15 protein-coding genes are annotated in these 16,095 nt (G+C 70.3%); 2 read left to right on the forward strand and 13 right to left on the reverse strand.

The window, feature by feature from the left end:
• Positions 1-103: 103 nt before the first annotated feature.
• Positions 104-1,405, forward strand: a complete 1,302-nt coding sequence (locus tag IBX62_03570; GenBank protein MBE0476161.1) for a UDP-glucose/GDP-mannose dehydrogenase family protein — start codon at positions 104-106, stop codon at positions 1,403-1,405.
• A gap of 19 nt (positions 1,406-1,424) precedes the next feature.
• Positions 1,425-2,675, forward strand: a complete 1,251-nt coding sequence (locus tag IBX62_03575) for a glycosyltransferase family 4 protein (GenBank protein ID MBE0476162.1) — start codon at positions 1,425-1,427, stop codon at positions 2,673-2,675.
• 6 nt (positions 2,676-2,681) lie between these two features.
• On the opposite strand, the gene IBX62_03580 is transcribed toward IBX62_03575, so the two are convergent.
• From IBX62_03580 to atpF, 13 genes are all read right to left on the reverse strand, one after another.
• Positions 2,682-3,995, reverse strand: coding sequence for an LCP family protein (locus IBX62_03580; protein ID MBE0476163.1), 1,314 nt, complete (start codon positions 3,993-3,995; stop codon positions 2,682-2,684).
• A gap of 341 nt (positions 3,996-4,336) precedes the next feature.
• On the reverse strand, positions 4,337-5,437 hold the full coding sequence (locus IBX62_03585; GenBank protein ID MBE0476164.1) for a DegT/DnrJ/EryC1/StrS family aminotransferase: 1,101 nt from the start codon (positions 5,435-5,437) through the stop codon (positions 4,337-4,339).
• Between the two features lie 142 nt (positions 5,438-5,579).
• Positions 5,580-6,260, reverse strand: coding sequence for an N-acetyltransferase (locus IBX62_03590; protein MBE0476165.1), 681 nt, complete (start codon positions 6,258-6,260; stop codon positions 5,580-5,582).
• Positions 6,261-6,312: 52 nt separating this feature from the next.
• Positions 6,313-7,374, reverse strand: coding sequence for a Gfo/Idh/MocA family oxidoreductase (locus tag IBX62_03595; protein MBE0476166.1), 1,062 nt, complete (start codon positions 7,372-7,374; stop codon positions 6,313-6,315).
• On the reverse strand, positions 7,371-8,666 hold the full coding sequence (locus IBX62_03600; protein MBE0476167.1) for a nucleotide sugar dehydrogenase: 1,296 nt from the start codon (positions 8,664-8,666) through the stop codon (positions 7,371-7,373). Before IBX62_03600 ends, IBX62_03595 begins: the two co-directional genes overlap by 4 nt.
• Positions 8,667-8,749: 83 nt before the next feature.
• A complete protein-coding gene (gene fabZ, locus IBX62_03605; protein MBE0476168.1) occupies positions 8,750-9,169 on the reverse strand; it encodes a 3-hydroxyacyl-ACP dehydratase FabZ in 420 nt (139 codons plus the stop codon).
• Positions 9,170-9,207: 38 nt separating this feature from the next.
• Positions 9,208-10,458: a UDP-N-acetylglucosamine 1-carboxyvinyltransferase gene (gene murA, locus IBX62_03610; protein ID MBE0476169.1), complete on the reverse strand. Its 1,251-nt coding sequence runs from the start codon at positions 10,456-10,458 to the stop codon at positions 9,208-9,210.
• 172 nt (positions 10,459-10,630) lie between these two features.
• Positions 10,631-11,050: an ATP synthase F1 subunit epsilon gene (gene atpC / locus IBX62_03615; protein ID MBE0476170.1), complete on the reverse strand. Its 420-nt coding sequence runs from the start codon at positions 11,048-11,050 to the stop codon at positions 10,631-10,633.
• 12 nt (positions 11,051-11,062) lie between these two features.
• Positions 11,063-12,469 (reverse strand): F0F1 ATP synthase subunit beta, encoded by a 1,407-nt coding sequence (gene atpD / locus IBX62_03620; GenBank protein ID MBE0476171.1) that lies wholly within the window; start codon positions 12,467-12,469, stop codon positions 11,063-11,065.
• Between the two features lie 43 nt (positions 12,470-12,512).
• Positions 12,513-13,397: an ATP synthase F1 subunit gamma gene (gene atpG, locus IBX62_03625; protein MBE0476172.1), complete on the reverse strand. Its 885-nt coding sequence runs from the start codon at positions 13,395-13,397 to the stop codon at positions 12,513-12,515.
• Between the two features lie 13 nt (positions 13,398-13,410).
• On the reverse strand, positions 13,411-14,973 hold the full coding sequence (locus tag IBX62_03630; GenBank protein MBE0476173.1) for a F0F1 ATP synthase subunit alpha: 1,563 nt from the start codon (positions 14,971-14,973) through the stop codon (positions 13,411-13,413).
• Complete coding sequence (gene atpH / locus IBX62_03635) at positions 14,974-15,528, reverse strand: ATP synthase F1 subunit delta (GenBank protein MBE0476174.1); 555 nt, start codon at positions 15,526-15,528, stop codon at positions 14,974-14,976.
• Entirely contained in the window at positions 15,521-16,081 is a 561-nt protein-coding gene (gene atpF / locus IBX62_03640; GenBank protein ID MBE0476175.1) for a F0F1 ATP synthase subunit B, read from the reverse strand. Before atpF ends, atpH begins: the two co-directional genes overlap by 8 nt.
• Positions 16,082-16,095 lie beyond the last annotated feature (14 nt).

Below are 16,095 nucleotides of genomic sequence, written 5' to 3' on the forward strand. Positions count from 1 at the left end.
GGCGGGCCGCTGGAGAGCGCTTGGGAGCGCCGGAGCGCGATCCCGGATGTGATACCCTGACCCGGCGGCGCGACCCCGGCGGCCGAGTGGACGAGGAGGAGCATTGGCACAGCTCACGGTCGTGGGAACGGGTTACGTCGGCCTCGTGACCGGTACCTGCCTGGCTCACTCGGGCCACGAGGTCACCTGCGTCGACATCGACCCCGCCAAGGTCGAGGCGCTCTCCGCGGGGAGGGCCACCATCCACGAGCCTGGCATCGAGGACCTGCTCGCCGAGGGCGTCGAGAGCGGCCGCCTCCGCTTCGCCACTCCCGCCGCCGGATGGGGCGAGCTGATCGGCGACGTGACCTTCATCGCGGTGGGGACCCCGATGTCGGGCAACGGCGCCGCGGACCTCTCCCAGGTGCGCTCGTGCGTCGAGGAGATCGTCGGCGCCGCGGACCGCCCGTTCACACTGGTCATGAAGTCCACCGTCCCGCCCGGCACCGGCGCGGCGCTCATGGAGCGGTACCTGTCGCGGGCACGGGTCCGGGTGGGCTACGTGTCGAACCCGGAGTTCCTGCGCGAGGGACGCGCCGTCGAGGACTGGCACCGCACCGACCGGGTCGTGCTCGGCGGCCGGGACCCCGAGGACCTCGCCGTCGTCTCGGCCCTATACCAGGACGTGGACGCCCCCGTGCTCGCCACGGACGTGGCGAGCGCCGAGACGATCAAGTACGCGAGCAACGCGTTCCTGTCGACGAAGATCTCGTTCATCAACGAGATCGCGAACGTGTGCGACTGCGTGGGCGCAGACATCGACTCGGTCGCCCGGGGTATCGGCCTGGACAAGCGCATCGGACCTCACTTCCTGCACGCGGGCATCGGCTACGGCGGCAGCTGCTTCCCCAAGGACACCCGAGCGCTGGACTTCATCTCCACTCTCAACGGCTATCAGTTCGACTTGCTCAAAGCGGTCATCGACGTGAACAACCGCCAGCGGCTGCTGCCGGTCATCCACCTCTCCCGAGCCCTTCGCGACCTGCACCACTGCCGTGTCGCCGTGCTCGGTCTGTCCTTCAAGCCGATGACCGACGACATCCGCGAGTCCCCGGCGCTGGACATCATCCCGCTGCTGGTCGAGGAGGGCGCCGAGGTCACCGCGTACGACCCGGTCGCCGCCGAGGCGGACCTCGGCGGGGCCAGGCGCTGCGCGACCGTCTGGGAAGCGCTCGAGGGAGCGTCCGCCGCGGTCCTGGTCACCGAGTGGGACGAGTTCGTCGGCTTGGACTGGCCGCGGGTGCGCTCGGTCATGCGCGATCCTGCGATCGTGTTCGACGGCCGCGACGCGCTTCGAGCCGAGGACGTCACGGCGGCGGGCCTCACGTACATGGCGGTCGGGCGCGAGGGCGCTCACCGCACCTGACCCGGGACCGGCGCGAACCGTGCGGGTCCTCTACATCCACCAGTTCTTCGCCGACCGCGAGTCCTCCCTCGGGCTGATCCGCTCCTACGAGTTCTCACGCCGTCTCATCGAGGCGGGGCACGAGGTCGTCATGGTCTCCAGCTCCTCGCGCCTCCCGGCGAGCTTCTCGGAGCGGCTGTTCGCGCGCGGCGACGTCGACGGGATCGACGTGCGCTCGGTGCGCGTCGACTACTCCAACTACATGGGGTACGGGAGGCGCATCCTGTCGTTCCTGAAGTTCATGTTCGGAGCCACCTGGCTCGCGGCCAGCGCCCCGCGCCCCGACGTCGTCATCGCCACCTCCACGCCCCTTACCGTCGGCTTCCCGGGTTGGGCGGCCGCCGCGCTGCGCCGCGCGCCCTTCGTGTTCGAGGTCCGCGACCTGTGGCCGGAGGCAGCCTTCCAGATGGGCGCCCTGCGCCGCCGCGGGCTCCTCGGCCGGCTCGCGAAGGCGCTGGAGCGCTTCCTGTACCGGCGTTCGGCCGCGGTGATCGCGCTCTCGCCGGGAATGGCCGCCGGAGTGGTGGAGGAGGGCGTCCCCTCCGGACGCGTGCACATGATCCCGAACTGCTGCGACCTCGACCTCTTCTCGCCCGGTGGGAAGGACCCGGAGCTGGTCGCGCGGTTCGGCCTCGAGGGCCGGTTCGTCGCGGGCTACGCCGGAGCCGTCGGCCCCAGCAACGCGCTGGAAGCGCAGGTGCCCGAGGCCGCCCGCGTCCTGCGGGACCGGGGACGTGACGACGTCGTCTTCCTCATCGTCGGCGAGGGCAGGAGCCTCTCGGCCCTTCGCGCCGAGGTGCAGCGCCTCGGTGTGGGCGACGGTGTCGTGCTCGCCGGACCGATGCCCAAGCGCGACATCCCGCGCGTCACCCGCACCGCCGACGCCCTCATGACGCTCTTCGCCGACGTGCCCATCCTGGCCACCAACTCGCCGAACAAGTTCTTCGACGCGCTCGCCTCGGGCAGACCGGTCATCGTGAACTCGGGAGGGTGGACCAGGGACATCGTGACCGAGGAGGAAGCCGGGCTGTACGTGCCCCCGGGCGACGGGACGGCTCTGGCCGACGCGGTCGAGCGGCTGGCGGACGACGCCGAGCTCACCGAGCGCCTCGGCCGCAACGCGCGGCGGGTCGCCGAGCAGCGCTACGGCCGCGATCTGCAGGCGGCGCTCTTCATCGGAGTGCTGGAGGAGGCAGCCGGCTCGAGGGGCGGCGGAGACCGGCGCGCCTGAGGCGGGCTACTGCACGCGGCGGAAGGGGGTCGCGGTGCCGGCGGCGCCCGAAACGTCGCCCGCGCCCGCCCGCCAGTCCTTCCCGACGACCACGAGCACGTCGGTGGAGAAGCTGTACATGCCTCGGCTCTCGACGACCCTTGCCACTCCCAGAGCTCTCGCCACGCTGCGCGCCTTGTCTTCCCGGTCCTTGAAGATCACCAGCGTGGTCTCGTACACGAACCGGTTCGCGTTGCCGACGTCGCCGACGGTGTATCCCTTGCCGCGCAGGCGGTCGGCGGCATCGGCCGCACAGCCCGAGATGCCCGCGCCGTTGCGCACCGTGACCGTCACCGACGCGGGGTCGACCTGCTCGGCCGGCGTCTCGTCCGCCCCCTCTATGTCCGCTCCGCTCCGCAGCGCCTCGGAGAGCTGCTCCTTGACGTACTCGTCGGGGATGACGTAGGAGACGCCGCCGATCGTCTGCGAGGGCCCGACGAGCGTCGCCGCCTGCACGTTCTTCTCACCCAGCCCGCGTAGCGCCTGCACGAGCGCGAGGATCTCGGTGACGCTCATGTCGCTCGTGGTGTGCCTGGCCATCTCCTTGACCACGCCCGGCAGCTTGAAGACGTTGCCGAGCTTGAGCGACTGCTTCGCCAGCGCCTTGAAGAACGTCTGCTGATGCCTCATCCGCGTGAAGTCGCCGTCGGGGAACTTGCGGCTGCGCACGTACGTGAGGGCGTGCTCGCCGTCGAGCAGCTGGTCGCCGGCCGGGATGTGGTACGCCTGCCGCGAGCCGTGGCTGGCCGCCTTCTTGTCGTTGATCTCGACGTCCACGTCCACCCGGACGCCGCCCATGGCGTCGACCACGCCCTGGAAGCCCCTGAAGTCCACCATCATGTAGTGGTTGATGGGCACGCCGAGGTAGTCCTCGAGGGTGTCGACCATCAGGGCCGGACCCCCGTGGAACGTCGCCGCGTTGATCTTCTCCATCCCGTAGCCCGGTATCTCCACGCGGCTGTCGCGTGGGATGGAGACCATCCGCACTTCCTTGCTCTTCGCGTCGATGCGGGCGACGATGATCGTGTCGGCACGGGCCCTCGTCTCGCCCGGGCGCCGGTCGTCCCCCAGCAACAGCACCGTGAAGGGCTCCGCCTTCTGGCGCGTCAGCGCCTCCACGGTCTTGTCGTGCTCGGGCGAGTCGATGAGATCGTTCTGCACGCCGGTTATGAACGCGAGCGCCCAGGCTCCCGCGGCGGCGGCGAGCCCGAGCATGAGAGCGGCGACCGTGAGCAGCACGCGCTTGACCAGGTGCGCGCGCCGCTGCGCGTGGATCCGCATACGGGGGGCGGCCTCCACGGCGACACGACGGCCGCGGTGGTACTCCGTCCAGGCCTTCTCGCCCGGGACGGCGGACTGCCGCCCGTGCGCCGCCCGCGGGCGGCGCCTCGTGTGCGATCCTTGTCGGCGATCTCGTCTCATCGCACTCCTCGTACCGGACCGTGAAGACGCCGGTCTCCTGGCGTTTACCCCGAACCGCCGACGAGGCGGCGTCCTCCCTCTTCCCCCGCTCGGGCCGGCGGATCGGCCGGGACGTCCGACCGGAGGATCCTACCAGCCCCTCGCGGCCGGGCCATCACCGGAGCGCCTCGCGCGCAGGTCGGCGGACAGCCCGGCCTGCTTCATACGAGCGCGTCCCGGAGGACACGCGCGACCTCTTCCTGCTGCTTCGGCGTGATCCCCGGGAAACAGGGGACCGCGAAACACCCGTCGTCGGCGGACTCGGCCACCGGCAGGCTCCCGGACTCGTACCCGAGGGCCGCGTAGACCTCCTGCAGGTGCAGCGAGAGCGGATAGTAGATCGCCGTGCCGATGTCCGCGGCCTTCAGCGCGGCCATGGCCCGCTCGCGTTCCGGCGTGCTCACCATGTAGAGGTGGTACACGGGCGTGCCGCGGTCACTGGAGACGGGAAGCCGCAGCGGGAGCCCGGAGAGCATCTCGTCATAGACCGCGGCGGCCGCTCGCCGCGCCTCGTTCCAGGAGTCGAGGTGCGGGAGCTTCACGAGCAGGATGGCTGCCTGCAGCGCATCGAGCCGGCTGTTCAAGCCCAGTTCGTCGTGGAAGTACTTCTTGGACGTCCCGTGGTTGGCGATCCTGCGCGCCCTGGCGGCGAGCGCGTCGTCATCGGTCGTGATGATGCCCCCGTCGCCGGCGGCGCCGAGGTTCTTGCTCGGGAAGAAGCTGAACGCCGCGGCGTCGGAGAGCGCGCCGGCCTTGCGGCCCTTGTACGTCGCGCCGATCGCCTGACACGCGTCCTCGATCACCTTGAGGCCCCGCGCCCCGGCGATCTCGAGCAAGGGGTCCATGTCCACGCACTGACCGAAGATGTGGACGGGCATGACCGCCCTCGTACGCTGCGTCACGGCGGCTTCGACCTTCGACACGTCCAGGTTGTACGTGTCGGGCTCGATGTCCACGAAGACAGGCGTCGCGCCGACGCGGCTGATCGCCTCGGCGGTGGCGAAGAACGTGAACGGCGACGTCACCACCTCGTCGCCCGGGCCGATGCCCATGGCCTCGAGGATCAGGAACAGGGCGTCCGTCCCGCTCGCGCACGCCACGGCGTGCTTGGTGCCGACGTAGCCGGCGACCGCGTCCTCCAGCGCCCGCACCCTCGGCCCGCCGATGAACGCCGCGCTCTCCATGACCTCGGCGATCGCGGCGTCGATCTCGGGCTTCAACTCCCGGTACTGTGCCTTCAGGTCGAGAAGGGGGATCCCCATCGCTCACCTTTCCGTTGCTCGCTCACTGGAGCGGTGCGTGCGACCAGCGGGTCGCGGGGCGCGCGCAGCATGGTCTCACGTACCGAGCGCGGCCGGTCCCGCCGTCACGGACCCGTCACGGGGCCCACGGCTTCTCCACGCGTCACCGGTCCTCCAGCAACTCCTCCTCGGGCACGTCGCGCACCTTCCTCGCCGGCGCCCCCATGACGAGCGCGCGCGAGGGCACGTCCCGTGTGACGACCGCCCCCGTGGCCACGAACGCCTCCTCGCCGATCTCCACGCCCGGCAGGATGTGCGCGCCGCCGCCGATGCGCGCCCCGCGACGGATGGTGGGCCCGCGCACATGCTTGAAGCGCTCCTCGGTGCGGCCCATGTAGTTGTCGTTGGTCGTCACGACCATCGGAGCGATGAAGACGTCGTCCTCGATCCTCATGTACGCGGTGACATACGCGCCGGTCTGGATCCTGGTGCGCGAGCCGATGGTGGTGTCGTTCTCGACGGTCACGTTGCGGCCGAGCACGACGTCGTCCCCTACACGGCACCGTTCTCGCACGCCCGCGCCGTCGCCCAGGACGCAGCGCTCGCCGATCTCCGTGCCGGCCATGAGCACCGTGTGGCTGCCCACCGACGTGCCGGCTCCGACGACCAGCGGCCCCAGGTCGCCGGCGGCCGCCGCCGTGGAGCGCGCGGAGAGCTTCGGCCGTCGGCCGAGCACGGCGAAGTCCGCCACGGTCACCCCGTCGCCCAGCACGGTCCCGGCGTGGATCGTCACGTGGTGGCCCAGGACGACACCCTCCCCGATCCGTGCGCCGCGCTCGACCATCACGCCGATCCCGTGCGAGAAGCCCCCGCCGGACCCGGTCTCCTCGGCCACCTCAGACCTCCACGGTCGTGCTCATGGGTGCGCCGCCCGCGGCCATCGACTCGTCGACCGCCTCGAGCACGCGTACCACGCGCAGGCCGTCCCGCCCGTCGGAACGCGGAGTCTCGCCGTCGGTCACGCGGTCGAGGAAGTGCTGGACCTCCTTGGCCAACGGCTCGCTCATCTCGATGAAGGGCACGCGGATCTCGCCGAACCGCAGCTGGAGGTCCGCGCCGTAGGGCAGCGCCTCCGGCGGCTCGACGCCCTTGTCGTAGATCCAGACCTTCTCGGTGGCCTCCATGTCGTCGAAGACCAGCATCTTCTTGGATCCGACGATGGTGAACTTGCGGACCTTGTGCGGATCCAGCCAGCTCACGTGGATGTTGGCCATCTTGCCGGACGGGAAGTGCAGGTTCGCGAAGACGGTGTCCTGCACGCCGGGGGTGACGTACGCCGCGCCGTTGGCCGACACGTAGTCGGGGCTCTCGCCCAGGAGGTACAGCACGATCGAGACGTCGTGCGGCGCCAGGGACCAGAACGCGTTCTCCTCGGTACGGACCTTCCCGAGGTTGAGGCGCTGCCCGTAGACGTAGAGCACCTCCCCCAGATCGCCCGCGGCGATGCGGTCGCGGATCCACTCGATCGCGGAGTGGTACTCCATGAGGTGGCCGACCATCAGCGTCAGGCGGCGGTCGTCGGCGAGCCTGACGAGCTCCTCGGCGTCCCGGCTCGTCAGCGTCAGCGGCTTCTCGACGAAGACGTGCTTGCCCGCCTCGAGCGCGCGCTTCGCGAGGCCGAAGTGCGACGGTGCCGAGGAGGCCACCACGACCGCGTCGACGTCGAACCGCGAGAGCATCTCGCCGAGGTCGCAGGAGGTGTCGAGGTGGGGGTACGCGGCCTTCAGGCGCTCGAGGTTGCCGTCGTTCACGTCGCACGCGCACACGAGGTCGGCGTCCGGCAGACGGTCGAGGTTGCGCACCAGGTTGGGTCCCCAGTAGCCGTACCCCACGACGCCGACGCGCACCGGCTTGGACGGCCGGGCGGCGCCCGTCCCGGCGCTGCCGGCGGGCGTCATAGCCGCACCACCTTGGGGTCCGCGTGCGAGGGCATCGTGTTGCGCGTGTCCAGGACGAGGGGTGCGTGCCGCGCGACGAGGTCGTAGTCGACGCCGCGATGGTTGGTGATGACGAGCACGGCGTCGGCCGCGGCGAGCTCCTCCGCGGTCAGGTCGACGCCCGGCACGCCCACGCCCTCCACGACGAACTCCGGCACGTGGGGGTCGTGGTAGACGACATCGGCCTCCTTGGCGAGCAGCAGCTGCGCGACCTTGATGGCGGGGGACTCGCGCATGTCGTCGATGTCGGCCTTGTACGCCACGCCCAGCACGAGCACCCGGGAGCCCGCGAGCGGCTTGCGGTGGGTGTTGAGCGCCTCCATCAGCCGCCGCACGACGTAGTACGGCATGTCCTCGTTGATCTTGCCCGCCAGCTCGATGAACTCGGTGTGGAAGTCGAACTCGCGCGCCTTCCAGGACAGGTAGAACGGGTCTATCGGGATGCAGTGGCCGCCGAGACCGGGGCCCGGGTAGAACGGCATGAACCCGAACGGCTTGGTCTTGGCCGCGTCTATGACCTCCCAGATGTCGATGCCCATTCGCTCGGAGAGGCGCAGCAGCTCGTTCACCAGCGCGATGTTCACGCAGCGGAAGATGTTCTCGAGCAGCTTGGTCATCTCGGCGGCCCGGGTCGACGAGACCGGGACCACGGTGTCGATGAAGCGCTCGTAGAACACGGCCGCGAGCCTGGTGCACTCCGCGGTGACGCCCCCGACGATCTTGGGGGTGTTCCTGGTCTTGTAGACCGGGTTCCCCGGGTCCACGCGCTCCGGCGAGAACGCCAGGTGGATGTCGCTCCCGACCTCCAGGCCTCCCGACTCGAGGATCGGCTGCACGACCTCCTCGGTGGTCCCCGGGTACGTCGTGGACTCGAGCGTCACGAGCACGCCCGGGCGCAGGTACCCGACGATCGAGCGGGCGGCCGCCTCCATGAACGAGGTGTCCGGCTCCTTCATCTCGTCGAGCGGTGTGGGCACGCAGATCGCGACGCAGTCGCACTCGGCCACCCTGGAGAAGTCGGTCGTCGCCTCCACGAGGCCCGCCGCCACGCTCTCGGCGAGGTCCTCGGCGGGCACGTCGGCGATGTGGGAGCGTCCCGCCGCCACCTCGGCCGCCCTCTCGGCGTTCACGTCGATGCCTATGACCTCGTGGCCCGAGCGCGCCATCTCCACCACGAGCGGCAGGCCCACGTACCCGAGGCCGACGACGGCGAAGACGGCGGAGCCGTCACGGATGCGCTGTTCGAGCGACACTGGCCGGCGGTCCTTTCACCTGGTAGGCGGCATAGAAACGACGCGGGCCGCGCGGTGGGCGTGCTCGCGGCGGCGCGACTGGGTCATTTTACCGCGAACATGAGCTCACCGGAGCAGGCGAGCTCGTCCCCCACGTGCGCGGTTCCGTCGCCGAGCCCGACGGGCCCGCGCCGTCGCGCGATCGTGACGGCGAGGCGGAGGGTGTCGCCCGGGACGACCAGCCGCTTGAAGCGCACCCTCTCGATCCCGCCGAAGAGCGCCAGGCGGCCCCGGTTCTCCGGCAGCGACAGCAGCGCGACCGCTCCCACCTGCGCCATCGCCTCCACGATCAGCACGCCGGGCATGACGGGACGTCCGGGGAAGTGCCCCGGTACCCAGAAGGCGTCCTCGCGCACGTCCAGGTAGCCGGTCGCGCGCTCCCCGGGCACGAGATCCTCGACCCGGTCGACGAGCAGGAACGGATCGCGGTGCGGGATGACCGCCTCGATCGCCTCTCGGTCCAGCAACGCTGCTCCCTCCTCGGCGCACCCGCCCCGACGTGTCAGGGGACGGCGCGGATGTCCGCGCCCAGCCCCGCCAGCTTCTCGACGAACCCCTCGTAGCCGCGTTCGATGTGGTGGACCCCATCGACGACGGTCTCGCCCTCGGCTGCCAGGCCGGCCAGCACGAGGGCCGCGCCTCCGCGCAGGTCCGGGCAGATCACGGGGGCCCCGGAGAGCCTCGGCACGCCCTTGATCACCGCGTGATGCCCGTCGATGGTGATCTCCGCGCCCATGCGGGCGATCTCGTCGGCGAACATGAACCGGTTCTCGAACACGTTCTCGGTGACCACGCTGCCCCCGTCGGCGACGGCCATGAGCGCGGTGAACTGCGCCTGCATGTCCGTGGGGAAGCCGGGGTACGGCAGCGTCTGGACGTCGACGGGACGGGGACGCCCCTCCAGGCGCACGCTCACCGAACCATCCCCGACCCACACGTCCACGCCCGCGGCGCGCAGCTTCACGAGCACCATCTCGATGTGGTGCGGATCGAACCCGGTGACCGCCACCGGTCCTCCGCACATCGCGCCCGCCACGATGAACGTCCCGGCCTCTATCCGGTCACCCACCACCGCATGCTCGGTGGGGCGCAGCTCCTCGACGCCCTCCACCGTCACGGTCGGCGTCCCCGCTCCGTGGATCCTGGCGCCCATGGAGCGCAGGAACGCGATGAGGTCCTGGATCTCGGGCTCGCGCGCGGCGTTCTCGATCGTGGTCGTGCCCTCGGCGGTGACGGCCGCCATCAGCAGGTTCTCGGTCGCGCCCACGCTCGGGAACTCGAGCAGCACGTGGGCGCCCCGGAGGCGCTTCGCGCGGGCGTTGATGAAGCCGTGCTCGACCTCGATCTCGGCGCCGAGCTCCTGCAGCCCCCGGATGTGGATGTCGACCTTGCGCGAACCGATGTTGCACCCGCCGGGCATCGCGACGCGTGCCTCGCCCGTCCGGGCGACGAGCGGCCCGAGGACCGCGATGGAGGCGCGCATCCGCGCGACGAGGTCGTAGGGCGCCTCCACCGAGGACAGCTCGCTCGTGTCGACGTCCAGGGAATGGTCCGAGCGGGTGACGCGCGCCCCGAGGCGCTCCAGCACCTGGGCCATGACGCCGACGTCGCTGATGTCGGGCACGTTGCGGAGGCGGGTGAGGCCGGGGGCCAGCACGGACGCGGCCATCAGCTTCAGTGCGGAGTTCTTCGCCCCGCCGACGCCGACCTCCCCTGTCAGAGGGTTGCCGCCGTGGATGACGAACCTCGGCATGCCTGGAGTTCACCTTCCTGACGGTCGCCCTGGCGCGCTGCCTCCCCCGCGCCTTGCGCGGCGAAAGACGCCGCAGCGAACCGATAAAGGGTAGCGGAGCGCGGCCGAGGATGGAAGCAGCGGGTATGTAGCGTCAACCGCACGTGAACGGGAGGGCCGCTTCACCGCGGCATCAGCGCCTCTTGCCGCCCGCCTTGATCTGCGCCTCGCACCACTTGAGGTCGCGCTCGCACCGGTCGGCCTCGGCGCTGTCGCCCGCCGCGATCTCCGCCAGCCGCTGCTGAGCGTGCTCCGCGCCCGCTCGGGCGCGCTCGAAGTCGACCTGCGAGGACGGGACGGCGTCGTCGGCGAGCACGATGACCTTGTCCTCGTGCACCTGGATGTAACCGCCCGATATCGCGAACCACTCGACCTCGTCGTCGCTGTGGCGCACTCGGACCTCCCCGGGCCGAAGAGCGCTCACCAGCGGCGCGTGCAGCGGCAGGATGCCGACCTCGCCGTCGACCGTGGGCGCGACGACCATGCGCACCTCGCTGGCGTACACGATGCGCTCCGGGGTGACGATCTCCACCAGTAGTGTCCGCTCCGCCACCGCTCCGCCTCCCTACGCGCTCGCGGCCGTCTTCTCGGCGGCCTCGAGGGCCTCCTCGATGGTGCCGACGTAGCGGAAGGCCCCCTCGGGCACGTCGTCGTGCCGGCCCGAGGCGATCTCGTCGAAGCCGCGGATGGTGTCCTCGAGCTTCACGTACTTGCCCGCGAACCCCGTGAACTGCTCCGCGACGAAGAACGGCTGGCTGAGGAACTGCTGGATCCTGCGGGCGCGCCCGACGACGAGCTTGTCCTCCTCGGAGAGCTCGTCCATGCCGAGGATCGCGATGAGGTCCTGCAGGTCCTTGTACCGCTGCAGCACCTGCTGCACCGCGCGGGCGACCCGGTAGTGCTCCTCGCCTACGATCTCGGGGTCCAGCGCGCGCGAGGTCGAGGCGAGCGGGTCGACCGCCGGGTAGATGCCGAGCTCCGCGATGGAGCGCGAGAGGACCGTGGTGGAGTCGAGGTGCGTGAAGGCCGTAGCGGGCGCCGGGTCGGTGAGGTCGTCCGCCGGCACGTAGATCGCCTGCACCGAGGTGATCGAGCCGCGGCGGGTCGAGGTGATGCGCTCCTGCAGCTCGCCCATCTCGGTCGCCAGGGTGGGCTGGTACCCCACGGCCGAGGGCATCCTCCCGAGGAGCGCCGAGACCTCGGAGCCGGCCTGGGTGAAGCGGAAGATGTTGTCGATGAACAGCAGAACGTCCTGACCCTGGTCGCGGAAGTACTCCGCGGCGGTGAGACCGGCCAGCCCCACGCGCAGACGGGCGCCCGGAGGCTCGTTCATCTGTCCGTACACGAGACATGCCCTGTCGATGACGCCGGATTCCTGCATCTCGAGGAACAGGTCGGTGCCCTCTCGGGTGCGCTCGCCCACCCCGGTGAAGACCGATGTGCCGCCGTGCTGCATGGCGATGTTGTTGATGAGCTCCATGATGATGATGGTCTTGCCCACCCCCGCACCGCCGAAGAGCCCCGTCTTGCCGCCCTTGATGTAGGGCTCGAGCAGGTCGATCACCTTGATGCCGGTCTCGAAGATCTCGGTGCTGGGCTCGAGGTCCTCGTACTCGGGCGCCTCGCGGTGGATCGGGTAGTAGTCCTTCACCCCCGGCATGGGCTTGCCGTCGATCGGCTCGCCCAGCACGTTCCAGATCCTGCCGAGGGTGGGCTCGCCGACGGGCATCATCATAGGGCCCCCGGTGTCCACTACCTCCATGCCGCGCGTGACGCCGTCGGTGGAGCTCATCGCCACCGCGCGGACCTGGTTGCCCTTGAGGTGCTGTTGCACCTCGGCGACGAGCTTGACGCGCCCGATCGGGCTCTCGGCGTCCACCGTCAGCGCGTTGTGGATGGCCGGCATGGCGTCAGGCCCGAACTCGGCGTCGATGACCGGGCCGATCACGCGAACGATGCGTCCGACGTTCATTGGCTCCCTATCCTTCCTCGGCTGCGCCGGGGCCGAGCACGGCCTACGAGTCCTCGAGCGCCGCAGCACCGCCGACGATCTCGGCGATCTCGTTGGTGATGGACGCCTGGCGGGCGCGGTTGTAGCTGCGGGTGAGCGTGACGATCATCTCGCCGGCGTTGTCGGTGGCGGCCTTCATGGCGGTGCGCCGGGCACCGTGCTCCGAGGCGGCCGATTCCATCAGCGCCCGGTACACCAGCGTCTCGACGTAGGTGGGAAGCAGGCGGGCGAGCACGGAACCGGCGTCGGGCTCGAAGGCGTACTCGGCCGAGACCCGCTGGTCCTCGGCGGCTTCCTCGATCACCGACTGCCGGATCGGCAGGAGCTGGTGGACCTCGGGCTTCTGCTCGGCGACGTTCTTGAAGCGGTTGAAGACGACGAAGACGAGGTCGGCCTCCCGCGCCGAGAAGGGCTCCATGACATCGCGGGCGATGGAGCGGGCGTCCGAGATCGTCGGCTTGTCGGAGATGTCGCGGTAGACCGCCAGCGGCTCGATCCCCCGGTACCGGAAGTACCCGGCGGCCTTCTTGCCCACGGCGACGACGTCCACCCTTGCGTCGCGCTCGCCGTACTCGGTCATCAGCCCCTCGGTCAGACGCAGGATGTTCGCGTTGAACGCCCCGGCCAGCCCGCGGTCCGACGTCACCGCGACCACGATCACGCGATGGATGTGCTCGTGCTCCTCGAGCAGCGGGTGCTCGGCCCCCCTGGCGTAGCGCGCCACGTTGCCCAGGACCTCCATCATCGCCAGAGCGTACGGGCGTGCCGACTCGATGCGCTCCTGCGCCCGCTTGATCTTGGCGGTGGCGACCATCTCCATCGTGCGCGTGATCTGCCGCGTCGACTCGACGCTGCCCATCCGGCCCTTGATGTCGCGGAGGTTCGGCATCCCGTCTCCCGGCCTAGCCCGCCATGAACGACGCGACGAACTCGTCCAGGGCGGCGCGCAGGCGTTGGGCGGTCTCGTCCGGAAGCGCCCTCTCACTCGCGATCGCCTGCCCGATCTCGGGGTAGGCGGACTCGACGAACTCGAGGAACCGGTCGCGGAACTCCTGGACGCGCTCGACCGGCAGCTCGTCGAGGTACCCGTTGGTGCCCGCGAAGATCGCCATGACCTGGCGCTCGACCGCCATCGGCACGTAGCGGCCCTGCTTGAGCAGCTCCACCAGCCGCGCGCCCCTGTCGAGCGTGGCCTGGGTCGCCTTGTCCAGGTCCGACCCGAACTGCGCGAACGCGGCGAGGGACCGGTAGTTCGCGAGGTCCAGGCGCAGGCTTCCCGCGACCCGCTTCATCGCCTCGATCTGGGCGTTGCCGCCCACGCGCGACACCGAGATCCCGACGTTGATCGCGGGCCGCACGCCCTGGTAGAAGAGGTCGGTCTGCAGGAATATCTGCCCGTCGGTGATCGAGATGACGTTCGTCGGGATGTAGGCCGAGACGTCGCCGGCCTGCGTCTCGATGATCGGCAGGGCGGTGAGCGAGCCGGCGCCGTTCGCGTCGTTGAGCTTCACGGCGCGCTCCAGCAAGCGGCTGTGCAGATAGAACACGTCGCCCGGGTACGCCTCGCGTCCCGGCGGACGGCGAAGAGTGAGCGACATCTGCCGGTACGCGACGGCCTGCTTCGAAAGGTCGTCGTAGATGCACAGCACGTGGCGGCCGGGGTTGCCGGCGTCGGCCGGCTCGCCGTTCTCGCCGTTGTACATGAAGTGTTCGCCCATGGCCACGCCGGCGAACGGCGCGAGGTACTGCAGCGGCGCGGGGTCGGAGGCGTTGGCCGCCACCACGATCGTGTGGTCCATCGCGCCGTAGCTCTCCAGCGTCCGGACAACCCCGGCCACGGTCGATGCCTTCTGTCCGACGGCCACGTACACGCAGATGACGTCGGCACCCTTCTGGTTGATGATCGTGTCGACCGCCACCGCGGTCTTGCCGGTCTGGCGGTCGCCGATGATCAGCTCGCGCTGACCGCGGCCGATGGGGATCATCGAGTCGATCGCCATGATGCCGGTCTGGATCGGCTCGTGGACGGGCTTGCGCTCCACGACTCCAGGAGCCCGGAACTCGACGGGGCGCGTGCCCTCCGACTCGACGGGGCCCCGCCCGTCGATCGGCTGCCCCAGCGGGTTCACGATGCGGCCGAGCAGCGCCCTGCCCGAGGGCACTTCCACCACACGGCCCGTCGTGCGGACGGTGTCGTTCTCCTTTATGCGCGTGTACTCGCCGAGGACGACCGCGCCGACGGCGTCTTCGTCCAGGTTGAGCACCATGCCGTAGACGGTCTCGCCGCCCGCGGTCACGAACTCGAGCAGCTCGCCGGCCATCGCGCCCCTGAGGCCGTCCACCTGCGCGATCCCGTCGCCGATGCGAAGGACGGTGCCCACCTCGCGGACGTCGATGCCGGGCTTGAAGCCTTCGAGCTGGGCCCTCAGCACCTCGCTGATGGCGCTCGCGGTGATGTCAGCCACTCAAGCCTCACCTCCCGCGCCGGCCGTCGAGAGGGCCGCCCGCATCGACGCGAGTTGCGAGGACAGGCTCCCGTCGAGCACGCGGCCGGCGACCTTGATCCGGATGCCGCCCAGCATGGCCGGCTCCACGCGCTCCCGCAGCGTGACCGGGCGCCCCAGGGCGGACGTCAGCTTCTCGACGACGCGCGCCCTAGCGGAGTCGGTGAGCTCGATCGCCGTCGTCACTTCGGCGGCCACGATCCCGCGCTCCTCCTCGGCGATCTCGGCGTACCGTGCGGCGACCTCGCCGAGGAGATCGACGCGGCCTCGCTCGACGATCAGCGTGACGAGCGAGAGCGTCTCGGGGGCGACCGCCTCTCCGAAGGCGTCGCGCAGGATCGCCCGCTTCTTCTCGACCGGGACCCCCGGGTCCGCGAGCGCCTCCCGCATCCCCGCATGGCCTCGGATCGCGGCGGCCACGGCGCGCAAGCCCTCGTCCACCGCGTCCACCGCGTCCGAGGCGGAAGCGAGGTCGAACAGCGACCTGGCGTAGGTCTCGGCGGCCCGGTCACTCATCGAGGCCGCCCGCCTCGGCGAGGTAGCGGTCGATGAGCTTCTCGTGATCGGCCACGGTGAGCCTCTCGCCGATGATCTTGCCGGCGACCGCCACCGCCAGCTCCGCGATCTGCGACTGCAGGTCGGCCAGCGCAGCCTTGCGCTCGGCCTCGATCCGCTCCTTGGCCTTGGCGACGATGGAAGCCGCGTCCTCGTTGGCCTTGGCGACGATCTCGGCGCGCATGGATTCGGCCACCTTGCGCCCCTGGTCGATCACCTTGCCGGCCTCGGCGCGGGCCTCGGCCATCTGCTGCTTGTACTCCTCGAGCAGCCGCTCCGCCTCGACCTTGGTCTCCTCGGCGCGCTCCAGCGAATCGCGGATCGTATCCGCGCGCTTCTCCATCATCTTCATGATGGGCGGGAAGGCGAACCTGCTGAGCACGATGAACAGGATCACGAACGCGACGAGCGTCGGCCAGATCTCGGTGAGCGAGGGCAGGACGGCCGATGCTCCGCCTCCGCCGCCCGCTTCACCCGCCGCGGCCGCAGCCACGAACGTCAGCGCGTCATGCATCTCGGACACCTCCA

Source organism: Coriobacteriia bacterium, assembly GCA_014859305.1.
GTDB lineage: Bacteria > Actinomycetota > Coriobacteriia > Anaerosomatales > Kmv31 > Kmv31.